Annotated in this window: 13 protein-coding genes; 4 read left to right on the top strand and 9 right to left on the bottom strand. The window is 75.8% G+C overall.

Annotated elements, in window-relative coordinates; translation table 11 throughout:
* The first annotated feature begins 7 nt into the window (after positions 1 to 7).
* Entirely contained in the window at positions 8 to 1,294 is a 1,287-nt protein-coding gene (locus WAA21_RS11685; protein WP_336922984.1) for a DUF1501 domain-containing protein, read from the top strand.
* 75 nt (positions 1,295 to 1,369) lie between these two features.
* Here WAA21_RS11685 and WAA21_RS11680 read toward each other — a convergent pair whose 3' ends face one another.
* The 3 genes from WAA21_RS11680 to fdxA form a co-directional block, all read right to left on the bottom strand.
* Positions 1,370 to 2,662, bottom strand: coding sequence for a citrate synthase (locus tag WAA21_RS11680; protein ID WP_336922983.1), 1,293 nt, complete (start codon positions 2,660 to 2,662; stop codon positions 1,370 to 1,372).
* An 86-nt stretch (positions 2,663 to 2,748) separates the two neighbouring features.
* Entirely contained in the window at positions 2,749 to 3,897 is a 1,149-nt protein-coding gene (dapC, locus tag WAA21_RS11675) for a succinyldiaminopimelate transaminase (RefSeq protein ID WP_336922982.1), read from the bottom strand.
* A 25-nt stretch (positions 3,898 to 3,922) separates the two neighbouring features.
* On the bottom strand, positions 3,923 to 4,249 hold the full coding sequence (fdxA, locus tag WAA21_RS11670) for a ferredoxin (RefSeq protein ID WP_336922981.1): 327 nt from the start codon (positions 4,247 to 4,249) through the stop codon (positions 3,923 to 3,925).
* Positions 4,250 to 4,320: 71 nt separating this feature from the next.
* Between fdxA and WAA21_RS11665 the strand changes: the two genes are divergently transcribed.
* Positions 4,321 to 4,572, top strand: coding sequence for a putative acetyltransferase (locus WAA21_RS11665; RefSeq protein ID WP_336922980.1), 252 nt, complete (start codon positions 4,321 to 4,323; stop codon positions 4,570 to 4,572).
* Here WAA21_RS11665 and WAA21_RS11660 read toward each other — a convergent pair.
* The 5 genes from WAA21_RS11660 to WAA21_RS11640 form a co-directional block, all read right to left on the bottom strand.
* Complete coding sequence (locus WAA21_RS11660; protein ID WP_336922979.1) at positions 4,544 to 6,292, bottom strand: VanW family protein; 1,749 nt, start codon at positions 6,290 to 6,292, stop codon at positions 4,544 to 4,546. The genes WAA21_RS11665 and WAA21_RS11660 overlap by 29 nt on opposite strands.
* Positions 6,293 to 6,395: 103 nt before the next feature.
* On the bottom strand, positions 6,396 to 6,977 hold the full coding sequence (locus WAA21_RS11655) for a flavin reductase family protein (RefSeq protein ID WP_336922978.1): 582 nt from the start codon (positions 6,975 to 6,977) through the stop codon (positions 6,396 to 6,398).
* Positions 6,974 to 7,384, bottom strand: a complete 411-nt coding sequence (locus WAA21_RS11650) for a hypothetical protein (protein ID WP_336922977.1) — start codon at positions 7,382 to 7,384, stop codon at positions 6,974 to 6,976. The genes WAA21_RS11655 and WAA21_RS11650 overlap by 4 nt, the downstream gene beginning before the upstream one ends.
* Before the next feature lie 47 nt (positions 7,385 to 7,431).
* Complete coding sequence (locus WAA21_RS11645) at positions 7,432 to 9,366, bottom strand: AAA family ATPase (RefSeq protein ID WP_336922976.1); 1,935 nt, start codon at positions 9,364 to 9,366, stop codon at positions 7,432 to 7,434.
* A 147-nt stretch (positions 9,367 to 9,513) separates the two neighbouring features.
* Positions 9,514 to 10,467, bottom strand: coding sequence for a PIG-L family deacetylase (locus tag WAA21_RS11640; protein ID WP_336922975.1), 954 nt, complete (start codon positions 10,465 to 10,467; stop codon positions 9,514 to 9,516).
* A gap of 53 nt (positions 10,468 to 10,520) precedes the next feature.
* On the opposite strand from WAA21_RS11640, the gene WAA21_RS11635 reads away from it, so the two are divergent.
* A complete protein-coding gene (locus WAA21_RS11635) occupies positions 10,521 to 11,177 on the top strand; it encodes a hypothetical protein (RefSeq protein ID WP_336922974.1) in 657 nt (218 codons plus the stop codon).
* A gap of 59 nt (positions 11,178 to 11,236) precedes the next feature.
* On the opposite strand, the gene WAA21_RS11630 is transcribed toward WAA21_RS11635, so the two are convergent.
* The gene (locus WAA21_RS11630; RefSeq protein WP_336922973.1) at positions 11,237 to 12,163 is read right to left on the bottom strand and encodes a helix-turn-helix domain-containing protein; all 927 of its coding nucleotides are present in this window, start codon (positions 12,161 to 12,163) and stop codon (positions 11,237 to 11,239) included.
* Here WAA21_RS11630 and WAA21_RS11625 point away from each other — a divergent pair.
* The gene (locus WAA21_RS11625; protein ID WP_336922972.1) at positions 12,162 to 12,860 is read left to right on the top strand and encodes an SDR family NAD(P)-dependent oxidoreductase; all 699 of its coding nucleotides are present in this window, start codon (positions 12,162 to 12,164) and stop codon (positions 12,858 to 12,860) included. The two genes, WAA21_RS11630 and WAA21_RS11625, sit on opposite strands and share 2 nt — an antisense overlap.
* Positions 12,861 to 12,920 lie beyond the last annotated feature (60 nt).

Here is a 12,920-nt window from a genome sequence, read left to right as displayed (position 1 = left end):
CACCCACATGACGACCACCTCGCACGCCGGCACCCACCGGGCGCACGACGGCTGCCCCGAGTCGCGGGCGGCCGAGCACGCGCTGTCCCGGCGCGGGCTGTTCCGCCTCGCGGCCGGCGCCGCCCTCACCACGGCCACGACCCTCGGCGGGGCCCGGGTCGCGCTGGGCGCGACGACCACGGCGAAGGACGTGCTCGTCGTGGTGTCGCTGCGCGGCGGCATGGACGGGCTGTCCCTCGTGGTGCCGCACGGCGACCCGGCGCTGCACACGCTGCGACCCAACATCGCCGTGCCGACGGCGCAGCTGCTGCACGCCGACAGCATGTTCGGCCTGCACCCGGCACTCGCGCCCCTGTCGGGGCTGTGGACGTCCGGCCGGCTGGGTGCGGTCCACGCGTGCGGGATGGTCGCGGCCAACCGCTCGCACTTCGAGGCGATGGAGGAGATGGAGGAGGCGGCCCCCGACAGCCACCTGCGCACGGGGTGGATCGACCGCATGGTGGGGGTCACCGGCGAGGGGTCGCCGTTCGCCGCCACCCAGCTCGGCTCCACGTCGGTCCCCGCGTCGCTGCGCGGGCCGAGCCCCGAGGTGGTGACCGACTCCCTCGCGACCCTGGGCATCCCGGCCGACGAGGGCCTGTCGATGCCCATGTCGGCCTGGGACGCCGCGCTCACCCACCTGCACACCGGCGCCCGCCCGGACGTCGCCGCCGCCACCCGCGACGGCCTCGCCGCCGCGCGCACGATGTCCCAGGTGCCGGCGAGCACCGGCACGTACCCGAAGGGGCGGCTCGGCAGCTCCCTGAAGGACGTCGCCCGCCTCGTGAAGGCCGACGTGGGCCTGCGGGTCGCGACGGTCGACCACGGCAACTGGGACATGCACTCCGGGCTCGGCAGCGCCGCCCCCGGGCAGTGGATGCACGACCAGGTGACGACGCTCGCCTCGGCGCTCGCCGCCTTCGCCGCCGACCTCGGGCCGCTGCTGGACCGGGTGTGCCTCGTGACGCTGTCGGAGTTCGGCCGCCGCGCGCAGGAGAACGCCTCGCGCGGCGTCGACCACGGCTACGGCAACGCCGTGCTCGTCATGGGCGGCGGTGTCGTCGGCGGCCGGGTGCACGGACGCTGGCCCGGCCTCGGCGCGGACCGGCTCGTCGCCGGGGACCTCGCCGTCACGACGGACTACCGGCAGGTGCTCGCCGAGCTCCTCAGCGTGCGCTGCGGCGTGCCGTCGGTGACGACGAGCGTCTTCCCGGGCCTCGTGGCGAACCCGCTCGGGCTCGCCCGGGCCACCTGAGACCGCCGTCCGCCGGCACCCTGACGGCCGGCGGGCGGCGCACCACCCTCGCGCGTGCGGCCCCGGCGAGGAGCCTCAGCGCGACTCGATCGCGGTGTAGTCCCGCTCCGTGGCGCCGGTGTAGACCTGCCGCGGGCGGCCGATCTTCGTGCTCGGGTCGCTGATCATCTCGCGCCACTGGGCGATCCAGCCCGGCAGGCGGCCGATGGCGAACAGCACCGTGAACATCTTCGTGGGGAAGCCCATCGCCTGGTACAGCAGCCCCGTGTAGAAGTCGACGTTCGGGTACAGCTTGCGCTCGACGAAGTAGTCGTCGGCGAGGGCGATCTCCTCCAGCTGCTTGGCGATGTCGAGCAGCTCGTTGCCCGCCGAGGCCGCGAGCATCTCGTCCGCGGTCGTCTTGATGATGGCGGCGCGGGGGTCGTAGTTCTTGTACACCCGGTGCCCGAAGCCCATGAGCCGCACACCCGGCTCCTTGTTCTTGACCTTCGCCATGAACGACTCGACGGTCTCGTCGGAGTCGCGGATGGACTCCAGCATCTCGAGCACGGCCTGGTTCGCCCCGCCGTGCAGCGGGCCGAACAGCGCGTTGATGCCGGCCGACACGCTCGCGAACAGGTTGGCCTGGCTGGAGCCGACGAGGCGCACCGTCGACGTCGAGCAGTTCTGCTCGTGGTCGGCGTGGAGGATGAACAGCTGGTCGAGCGCCCGCACGGTGAGCTCGTCGAGCTCGTACGGCTCGGCGGGCAGGCCGAAGGTCATCCGGAGGAAGTTCTCGACCAGCGAGTGGGAGTTGTCCGGGTAGAGGAACGGCTGCCCGACGCTCTTCTTGTAGGCGTACGCCGCGATGGTCGGCAGCTTGGCGAGCAGTCGCACCGTGGAGATCTCGACCTGCTCGGGGTCGAACGGGTCGAGGGAGTCCTGGTAGAAGGTCGACAGCGCCGACACGGCGCTCGACAGCACCGGCATGGGGTGAGCGTCGCGGGGGAAGCCGTCGAAGAAGCGCTTGAGGTCCTCGTGCAGCAGCGTGTGGCGCTGCACCCGCTCGGTGAACGAGTCGAGCTCCGCCGCGGTCGGCAGCTCGCCGTAGATGAGCAGGTACGACACCTCGAGGAAGGTGGACCGCTCCGCGAGCTGCTCGATCGGGTAGCCGCGGTAGCGGAGGATCCCGGCGCCGCCGTCGATGTACGTGACGGCGCTCTGGCACGAGGCGGTGTTGACGAAGCCCGTGTCGAGGGTCACGTGGCCGGTCGTGGCGAGCAGCTTCGAGATGTCGAGGCCGGAGGCCCCCTCCGACGCCTCGACCACCGGGAGCTCGAGGGGGTCCCCCGGTCCGCTGATCGCGTACGTCTGCTGGGCGTCGGGCATCGCTGCTCCTGTGGCGGTCGGGAGCCGACCGGACCGGCGTCGTGGGCCGACCGGGACGGCGCGTTGTGCGGGATCCGGTCCAGACGCTACCGGGTGGTAGCCGACCCGGCAGACCGCAGGCGGGCGGCGGCGGCGCGGACGCGCTCGTCGGTGGCGGTGAGGGCGACGCGCACGTGACCTGCGCCACGGGGTCCGTAGAACTCCCCGGGCGCCACGAGCACGCCGAGGGCCGCGAGCGCCTCGACGAGCTCCCAGCACGAGGCGGTGCCCGGGCGGTGCGCCCACAGGTACAGCCCGGCCTCGGAGTGCTCGACGACGAGCCCGGCCGCACCCAGCGCCGGCAGGAGCACGTCCCGCCGGGCCCGGTAGCGCTCCTTCTGCTCCGCGACGTGGGAGTCCTCCGACAGCGAGGCGACGAGCGCGGCCTGCACCGGCGCCGGCACGATCATGCCCGCGTGGCGGCGCACCTCCACGACTCGCCGCACCACCGCGGGGTCGCCCGCGAGGAACCCCGCCCGGTAGCCGGCGAGGTTCGACCGCTTGGACGCCGAGCACACCGCGAGGACGCCGGTGAGGTCCCCGCCGGTCACACGCGGGTCGAGCACGCTCGGGACCCGCTGCCCGCCCTGCGCCGGGTCCCACTCCGCGGTCCAGCCGAGGTCGGCGTAGCACTCGTCGGAGGCGACGACGGCGCCGCGCTCGCGCGCCCACGCGACGACCTTCGCGAGGTGGTCGACGCCGAGCACCCGTCCCGTGGGGTTGGCCGGGGTGTTGAGCCACACGAGGCCCACCGAGGTGTCCGGCCCGAGCGCCGTGGTCGCGTCGGCGGCGACCGGCTCGGCGCCGGCGAGCCGGGCACCCACGTCGTACGTGGGGTAGGCGACCTCGGGGTGCACGACCCGGTCGCCCGGGCCTAGCCCGAGCAGCGTCGGCAGCCACGCGACGAGCTCCTTCGAGCCGATCGTCGGCATGACGCCGAGCCCCGGCAGCGGCCCGGTGCCGCGCACCCGCTCGAACCACGCCCGGACCGCCTCGCCCACCTCGGGCACGCCGACGACGGTCGGGTAGCCGGGGGCGTCGGCGGCGTCGGCGAGCGCGCGCCGCACGACCGGCGGCGTCGGGTCCACCGGCGTGCCGACGCTGAGGTCGACGACGCCGTCGGGGTGGGCGCGGGCGCGCTCGGCGTACGGGCGCAGCCGGTCCCACGGGAAGTCGGGCAGGCCGGTGACGGGCACGGCGGGTCCCTGCTCCCTCAGCGCGTCACTCGTCGTGCTCCTGCGGCGGGAGCGCGGCGACGACGGGGTGGTCGAAGTCCAGCGCGCCGGTCTTGGCCGCACCGCCGGGCGAGCCGAGCTCGCTGAAGAACTCGACGTTGGCGTCGTAGAACGGCTTCCACTGCTCGGGGACGTCGTCCTCGTAGTAGATGGCCTCGACGGGGCAGACCGGTTCGCACGCGCCGCAGTCGACGCACTCGTCGGGGTGGATGTACAGCGACCGCTTGCCCTCGTAGATGCAGTCGACAGGGCACTCCTCGATGCAGGCCTTGTCCTTGAGGTCCACGCAGGGCTGCGCGATGACGTAGGTCACGGGTACTCCTCGCAAGTGGCGGTCTCGCCCGTCCCGGCTCGCGCCGGGCGGCGGTCCCTAGGATGCCGGACGTGGACCCGGCTGTCGTGGCCGCCCTGCCGTCGTGGGTCGGCGGGCGTGTCGTCGTGCGGCACCGGCTGCCGGACGGCAGCGCGACCGACGCCCTCGGCACCCTCGTGCGCGCCGACGAGCACGAGCTCGCGGTCCTGCGGGACCGGACCGGGACCGAGGCCGTCGTCGCGCTGGGCGACGTGCTGCTCGCGAAGCGGGTGCCGCCGCCCCCGGCCCGGCGCCTCAGGCGTCCGGGTCCTCCCCGCAGATGATGCGGTCGCCGGTGGAGTAGCGCCACGTGTTCGTCTCGCGCTTGACCTCCGCGCCGCTGTCGAGGTCCTTCCAGATGCGCGTCGTGTCGACGGAGAAGCCGGTGTTGGCCCCCTGCGGCTCGCAGTCGGGCGAGTCGTCGTAGGTGACGCCGCCCTCCTCCACGTCGCGCCGCGGCGAGGTGACGCTCTCCACGTCCCACGTCTTCGTGCCCCAGAAGGTGACGGTGATCTCCCCGCCGCCGACGGACGCGTCGACGAGGATGCCGGTGTCGGTGTCGTTGCGGAAGCGCATGTCGACCGGCGGGGAGTAGTTGAGCGTCGACTCCCGGCCCACCGGGTAGCGCGAGATGTAGTAGCTGTGCGGCTTGAAGTCGAGCACCTCCAGGCCGGCGAAGAAGGCGGCGTTGTACGTCGTGGTCGCGACCTGCGACACCCCGCCGCCCACCCCCTCGGTGAAGCGGCCGTTGCTGATGACGCCGGCGGCCCGGTACCCCTTCGCGGTCGTCCGCTCGCCGAGGACCTCGTTGAGGTCGAACACGTCGCCCGGCAGCAGGAGGGTGCCCCGGATGGTCTCCGCCGCGACGCGCAGGTTGTTGGTGCGCGGCGGGTTGTCCGGGTAGTTCGTGGAGAACGTCGAGACGACCTCCGTGACGCCGAGCGCCTCGACCTCCGCCGTCGTCACGTCCGGCTCGGTGGTGGCGCCCTCGACGACCGCACGGCGGTCGCCGCCGGGCGCGAGGGCGGTGAGGGCCGCGGCCTGCAGCGCGTCGGCGGGCAGGCTGCGGCCGTTGCGGCCGGGCACGACCTCGGGCCGGCCGTCGGCGAGGCGGATCGTCGCGTCGCGCGGCTCGCTCTGCAGCTCCTCGTCGACCGCGAGGGTGGCGGCGCGCAGCCGCTCGCCGTCCACGCCGAGGCGCAGCGCGCCCTCGCCGTCGGGCTCCATCGCGAGGGTGTCGCCGAACACGTCCGGGGCAAGCTCGACCTCGCGCTCGCCGACCACGACGACGAGGGGGCCGGCGACGGCGGCCTGCGCCACCTCCAGGCCCGCCTCGACGTCGGCCTGGCTGATGTCGACGGGGACGGTGTCCTCCGGCAGCGCGAGCGGCTCGTCGTCGTCGAGCCAGCCGTCCTGCACCACGGCGGCGGCCGCCTCGACGTCGAGCTCGCGCCCCTCGACGGGGTCGTTCGCGGTCGGCACGCCGCCGGGGAACGTGACGTCGCCGTCGACGGGTGCGACGTCGGTGGCCGCCGCGAGCGCCTCGAGCTCCCCGACCAGCGCGTCGGTGTCGACGGTCGTGACGACGGGGACGCTGCCCTCCCCCGTCACGTGCTGCCACATGCGGGTCGGGTCGAGCGAGAAGCCGGTCAGCCCGGCGACGGTGGCCTCGAGGTCGACCGCGAGGCCCGCGGCCGCCGGGTCGATCTCCTCGACCCGGTCCTCGCCGACGGCCACGCGGACGGGCTCGGCCGCCTCCTCGCCCACGCTGGACCGCAGCGTGGCGACCGCGTCCTCGGCGGCGAGCCCGCCGACGGGCTCGCCGCCGACCTCGGTGCCGTACGGCACGCGGTCGGCGAGCGCGTAGGCCGCGCCCACGTAGACCGCGGCGAGGGCGAGCACGAGCCCGACGAGCGCGAGCAGCACCCCGCGCCACCCGCGCGCGGACCGTCGGCCGGAACCGGCCTCGTCCTGGCGTCGGAGGGTCTCGGTCCTCGCGCTCATGTGCTCTCCGCAGCTCGTCGCCACCGGGGGGCGTCCGGCCCCCCGCCGGCGTCCAGGATAGGTCGGCCGACGTGGCGGACGGTCCGGCGCGGTCCGGCGCCGCTCAACGATCCGGTAACGCCCGGCCCTGCTGCTCCGGCCGCTCCGGTCGCTCCGGCCTCGTCGGCCGTGACGGGTCGGCCAGCGACCGGTACGCGCTGGCGAACCACACGAGCGGCTCCGCGGCCGGCGCCCCGCCCCCGACCCCGCGGACCTCGCCGAGCACGACCGTGTGGTCCCCGGCGGGGTGCGCGGCGGCCACCGCGCACTCGAACGTCGCGAGCGCCCCCTCGACCAGCGGCACGCCGAGGACCGGGCCCGGGCCGTGCGCGACGCGCTCGAGCTGGCCGAGCAGCGGTCGCCCCCGGGTCGCCAGCCACGCCGCCACGGCCTGCTGGTCGTGCGCGAGCACGCTGACCCCGAAGCGGCCGTCGTCGAGGACGGCGTCGTGCACGCGGCTGTCGACCTCGAGGCACACCAGCAGCGTCGGCGGGTCGAGGCTCACCGAGGCCACCGAGTTCGCCGTCATGGCGTGCGGGTGCCGCCCGCGCGCGGTCACGACCGTCACCCCGGTCGCCCACCGCGCGACCGCGGCGCGGAACTCCTCCGGCGGCGCGGGCGCGCCCGGGACGTCGGGGCCGCTCACCCGGCCAGCCTGTCGCGCGTCCTCGTCACGCGCGCGGCGTGACGGGCCACGGCGACGGGGGCGAGGAACGCGGGCCAGAGCACGGCGACGAGCAGCCACACCGTCGAGGCGGGCAGGCCGGTCAGCACGAGGTCGCCGGCGGCGGTCACGGGCACGAGCACGAGCAGCGCGACGGCCCGGCCCGCGACGAGCATGAGCAGGTGCGAGGTGACGCCGGGCCGCCGGGTGGGAGCGACGGAGGCGGCGACGGCGAGGTCGGTGCAGACGACGAGCGCGACGGCGAGCAGGAGGCCGACCGGCACGAGCACGCCGAGCACGTCGGCGCGCGCGAGGTGCTGGCTCGTGCCGAGCCACGCCGTCAGGACCCCGAGGAGACCGACCGCGAGCAGCCGCAGGACGACGAGCACGCCCGCCAGGGTAGGCCGCCGACCCCGCGGGGCCGGACGGCCGGCCCTCACGACACCGTCGCTGCCCCCTCGCGCAGGTCGACGACCGCGGGACGGGGCCGGGCGCCGTGGGCGGCGGCCGCGGCCTCGAGCACGTCGGTGATCTCGTGCCCGACGAGCTCGTGCCGCGCGAGCAGCGCGTCGCGCAGCGCGGCGACCAGGTGCCGGTTGGCGGCCAGCAGTCCGCGTGCCCGGGCCTTCTGCGCGTGCAGCAGGCGCTCGACGGCCTCGCGTCCGTCGCGGTCGCCGAGCACGCGGGAGGTGAGCGAGCCGGAGAACGGCCCGCCGCCGGCCCCGGCGAGCGAGACGAGGCTGTCGCCCATGCCGGCCGCCCCGACCATCTGCGCCGCGACGTCCGTGGCGTAGGCGAGGTCGCCGCCGGGACCGGTGGACACGTCGTCGAAGAACAGCTCCTCCGCGACCTGGCCTCCCATCGCGATCTGCACGAGGCCCTCGAGCTCGGTGCGGGAGCGGGTGTAGACGTCGTCGCGGTCGCCGTGGGCGAGCAGGCCGAGGGCGGAGGCGCGCTTGACGATCGTGAGGATCTCCAGGCGCCGCTGCGGCGCGACGAGCCACGCCACGGTCGCGTGCCCCGCCTCGTGCGTCGCGATGAGCCGCTGCTCGTGGTCGGTGTAGCCGACGGGGTGGCCGAGCCCGACCTCCACGAGCAGGCGCGCCTGCTCGACGTCGCGCCACGTCATCGCCCGCTGCCCGCGCTTGAGCGCGTTGACGAGCGCCTCGTCGAGCAGGTTCTCGATCATGACCGGCGTGTAGCCCTGCGTGACGCCGCACAGCGCGTCTCGGCGCTCGGGGTCGTCGAGCTCGGCGGCGTGCGCCTTGCGGGCGAGGTAGAAGTCGACGATCTCGCGCCGACCGGCCTTGTCCGGGGCGTCGAAGGTGAGCCGCCGGTCGAAGCGGCCGGGGCGCAGCAGCGCCGGGTCGAGGTTGTCGGCGCGGTTCGTGGCGGCGACGAGGAGGATGTCGGGCGCCGTCGTCCGCGGCCGGGGCAGCTGCCGGTGCTCGGGCAGCAGCAGGTTGAGCGCGTCGACGAGGCGCGTGAGGAGCCGCTGCGCGCCGGTGGGCGTGTCGAAGGACTGCATCTGCACGAGCAGCTCGTTGACGACGCCGCCGACGCCCTCGCTCGTCATGCCCGCGGGCTGCACGACGGTGCCGCCACTCGCGCCGGAGCGGGCGGACACGGCGCCGGCGGGCGCGCCGGGCAGGCCAGTGAGCCCGCCGCAGCACAGGGGGCCGGTGGCGGGCGCCAGCCCGTCGGGCGCCGCGGTCGCGCTCATGCCGCCGCGGACCGTCGCGATCGCGTCGATCTCCTCGATGAATCCGATCGCGCCGCCCTCCGCGCGGGCGGCCTTGCGCAGCGCGGCGAAGTACGAGCGGATCTTGCCCGCGGTGGCGCCGTAGTACATGGACTGGAAGCTCGTGGCGGACACGAAGAGGAACGGCACGCCGGCCTCCTTCGCCATCGCCTTCGCGGTGTACGTCTTGCCGGTGCCGGGCGGGCCCTCGAAGAGCACGCCGCGCCGGGGCGTGCCGCCGAGCTCGTCGCGGAACGACCGGCCCGCGAGGAACAGGTCGAGGGTGCGCGACACCTCCTCGCGCACCGGACCGAGGCCCTTGACGTCGTCGAGGTCGACGTCGATCTGCTCGGGCCGGTACGTGACGTGGGGGCTGCGGCGCGCGACCACCTGCGTGCCGACCATGACGAGGATGAGGACGACGAAGAACACCCCGACGATGAGGTAGAGCGGGTCGACCGCGGGCAGGGCCGGGAACGGCGGCGCGCCGGTGACCGCGCGCCAGGTGAACCACGCGAGCAGAGGCGACAGCCACAGGGCGACGCGCAGCAGGCGGCGCTGGCGGATGCGCTCCCGCGCGACGCCCACGTCGGCGGTGGAGCGGCGCGCGGCGGGTGCGGGGCTGGTCACGACGGCCTCCTGGGTGTCCGGGACGGGACGGTCCGTCCTGGTCGCCAGCGTTCCCCCTGCCGCGCCGTCCTCACACCCGGCGGTGGCGCTGACCTGCGACGACACCGCCACATTCACCCGCGCGGCCCAGCCGCCGGGCGGGCGCCGTCACGCGCGGTGAGCGAGCGCGGCCAGCGGCGCGAGCGGGTCGCCGGCCGCCGGTCGAGGCACCGCGGCGGCCCGCTCGTCGCGGCGCAGCACGCGGTAGCGCTCGGTCCCGCCGAGCGGCTGCGGCACGTCGTTGGACAGGACGAAGCGGGCCGCGGGGCCGTCGGCCTCCTCGACCGTGACCTGGGTCGGCAGCGCCCGCAGCGCCGCCGCCTTGCGCGGCAGCCACCGCCCGGCCTCGACGACCGCGTCGACGCGGCCGGGCTCGACGTACACGTGCGGCAGCGGGCCGTCGGGGTCCCACGCGCGCGGGTCCGCGAGGTCGCGCAGCCAGCGGCGCAGCTCCTCGACGTCGCCCGCGGCGGCGAGCACGAGCGGGGTGCGCCACTCCTCGCCCGCGAGCTCCACCGCCCGCAGCGCCACCCGGTGGGCCATGACGTGGTCGGGGTGGCCGTACCCGCCGTCCTCGTCGTAGGTGACCACGAGGTGGGGGCGCTCGGTGCGCACGAGTCCCGCGAGCCGGCCCGCGGCCTCGTCGAGGTCGGCGACGGCGAACGCGTCGGCGCGGACGTCGTCGGGCACCCCGGCTCGCCCGCCCGGCAGGATCGCCATGCCGGAGTCGCGGTACCGCGGCCACGGGCGGGTGCCGTCGCCGGGCAGGGCGTCGAGCCAGTGGTGCACGACGCGCCCCGCCGTGTCGCCCGCGAGGGCCCGCAGCGCCGCCGCGAGCTCGCGCTCGCGCTCGTCGGCGAGCGTGTCGTCGCGGTCGCTCGTGCGGTGCGCGTGCGCCTCGCCGATGACCTCGCCCTCCTCCCCGCGCGTGCACGTGACGAGGACGACCCGGTGCCCGCGGTCCAGCGCCGCGGCGGTGGTCGCGCCCATCGTGAGGGTCTCGTCGTCGGGGTGGGCGTGGACGAGCAGCAGGCGCAGCGGCTCGTGGGTCACGGCGGTCACCGACCCAGTGTCCCGGCTGGACGACCGGCGGCCCGCTCGGCAGGGTCGGGCTGATGGCGCACGACCCGGAGACCGACGCTCCCGACGGCCCGGACCCCTCGGACCCCGAGGCCGACCCGCGTCGTCAGCGCTGGGAGCACCGCCTCGCGGTGCCGGTGCTCGTGGCGGCGCTCGTGTCCGTGCCGGCGGTGTGGCTGACCCTCCTCGAGGAGCCGTACGCGACAGTCGGCGTCGTCGCGAACTGGCTCGCGGGGGCTGTGCTGGTCGGCGAGACGCTCGTGCTGCTCCTGGTCGGCAGCAACCGGCTGCGCTGGCTGCGCGACAACTGGTGGCTCGTCGCCCTCACGGTGCTGACGGTGGCGGCGGTCGTGCTCGCGCTCGGCCCGGTCCAGCTGCTGCGGCTCGTCCGCGCGCTCGGCGCGCTGCGGGTGCTGCGTGCGGGCCGCATCGTGTCGGCGGCCCGCCGGGTGCGGCGGCGGGCGGGGCTCAGCGGGCGCTGGTCGGCGGTGCTGACGGTCGGGGCGGGTGCGGTCGTCGCGGTGTTCGTGGCCGCGGTCCTGTCCGACCCGACGAGCCGGTCGCGGCTGCTCGTCGAGGACGCCGTCGGCGCCGTCGTCGGCCCGGTGCCCGGCACCGTGCTCGTGGTGGTCGCGGGACTGCTGCTCGGCGTCGCGACCTTCGTGACGCTGCGCCGGGGCGACGACGACTAGACCGACCGGGACCGCCGCGCACGGCAGGGGCGGCGACCGCGGCACCCGCCTCGCGCGGCTCAGGCGTGCGAGGGCGCACGGACGAGGCCGCGCAGGAGCGTCATGGCCTCGGCGTCCGGCGTCCCGGGGCGGGCGGTCCAGACGACGACGCGGAGGTCGGTGCCGCGGGCCTCGAGCACGTCGCAGTCCACCGTGACCCTGCCGACGCGGGGGTGCGTGAACGTCTTCCGGGAGGAGGCGTGCACGGCGGCGGGCCGCTGCTCCCACAGGGCCGCGAAGCGGGGGGACAGCGCCCGCAGCCGGGTGACGACGTCACGGACGGCCTGGTCGTCGGGGTGGCGGACGGCCTGCCGGTGCAGCTCGCCGACGAGGTCGCGCTCGAAGGCGTCGTCGGCCTCGGCCGTCCGCTCGACCAGCGGTGGACCGAGGAACTGGCGGCAGGCCGCGTTCTCCCCGACCGGGTCGGTGCCGAGGAAGACGGCGGCCAACGGGTTGCCCGCGACGATCGTCCACGCGGCGTCGACGACGATGAGCGGCGTGTCGGCGAAGCGGTCGACGAGCCGCTGCAGCGACGGGGTGACCTCCCGGCTGGCCCGCCGCGCCGTCGGCACGGCGAGACCGGTGAGGCGGTGCAGGTGCTCGGTCTCCTCACCGGAGAGGTCGAGCGCCCGCGACAGCGCGGCGACGACGGACGCCGACGGTGACTGCGCCCGGCCCTGCTCCAGGCGCACGAGGTAGTTGACGGAGATCCCCGCCCGGGCGGCGACCTCCTCGCGCCGCAGCCCCCGCGTGCGGCGCGGCGCGCCGGGCGGGGCCCCGACGAGCGCCGGGTCGGCCTGCTGCCGCCACGCGCGCAGGCAGGCGGCGAGGTCGTCCACACCGCAGATGCTGCCACCGGCGCGCGGCGACGCGAGGGTGGGACCGCCGGTGGTACTCACGACCGACCCGTTGTGCGGGGTCCGGGCGAGGCCCAGCGTGGTCGCCATGTCCACCGTCCTCATCACAGGAGCCACCAGGGGCCTCGGCCGCGAGACCGCCCGACAGCTCGTCGCACGCGGCCACGACGTCTGGGTCGCGGCACGCGACCCAGAGCGCGGGCGAGAGGCCGCCGACGAGCTCGGGGCGCGTGTCGTCCGGCTCGACGTCACGGACGAGGCCTCCGTCGTCGCCGCGGCCGAGCACGTCGCCGCGGCGACGGGCGGGTCCCTCGACGTGCTCGTCAACAACGCCGGCGTCGCCGGGGCGCACACACCCGTGCCGGACGTCACGGCCGAGGACGTCGAGGAGGTGCACGCGGTCAACGTCCTCGGCCCGGTCCGGGTCCTCCGCGCGTTCCTGCCGCTGCTGCGTCGCTCGGCGGCCGGCGTGGTCGTCAACGTGTCGAGCGGGCTGGGCTCGCACACGGTGACCTCGGACCCCGGCCGGGTCGAGAGCACCTTCCAGGCGCCCGCGTACACGTCGTCCAAGGCGGCCCTCAACATGCTCACCGCCCAGTGGGCGGCGGCCCTCCCGGACCTGCGTGTCAACGCCGTCGACCCCGGCTGGACCGCCACCGAGTTCAACGGCCACAGCGGGCCGCAGACCGTCGAGGAGGGCGCCGAGGTCATCGTCGCCATGGCGACGATCGGCGCCGACGGGCCCACCGGCACCTACCGCGACCGCCACGGGCCGCTCGGCTGGTGACCCGCGCCGCGGCGGTGAGGCGGTCGACAGCACCGCCCCCGCCGCGGCGGAGCACCGCGC

The organism is Aquipuribacter sp. SD81 (genome assembly GCF_037153975.1).
Lineage (GTDB): Bacteria > Actinomycetota > Actinomycetes > Actinomycetales > JBBAYJ01 > Aquipuribacter.
Note: the sequence above shows the minus strand (reverse complement) of the source record. Positions and strands in the feature narration are given on the sequence as shown.

Excerpts from the sequence above, each read along its gene's own strand:
- WAA21_RS11685 (WP_336922984.1), top strand. The coding sequence starts at position 8 with ATGACGACCACCTCGCACGCCGGCACCCACCGGGCGCACGACGGCTGC.
- WAA21_RS11630 (WP_336922973.1), bottom strand. The coding sequence starts at position 12,163 with ATGGCGACCACGCTGGGCCTCGCCCGGACCCCGCACAACGGGTCGGTC.
- WAA21_RS11660 (WP_336922979.1), bottom strand. The coding sequence starts at position 6,292 with ATGAGCGCGAGGACCGAGACCCTCCGACGCCAGGACGAGGCCGGTTCC.
- WAA21_RS11635 (WP_336922974.1), top strand. The coding sequence starts at position 10,521 with ATGGCGCACGACCCGGAGACCGACGCTCCCGACGGCCCGGACCCCTCG.
- WAA21_RS11680 (WP_336922983.1), bottom strand. The coding sequence starts at position 2,662 with ATGCCCGACGCCCAGCAGACGTACGCGATCAGCGGACCGGGGGACCCC.
- WAA21_RS11625 (WP_336922972.1), top strand. The coding sequence starts at position 12,162 with ATGTCCACCGTCCTCATCACAGGAGCCACCAGGGGCCTCGGCCGCGAG.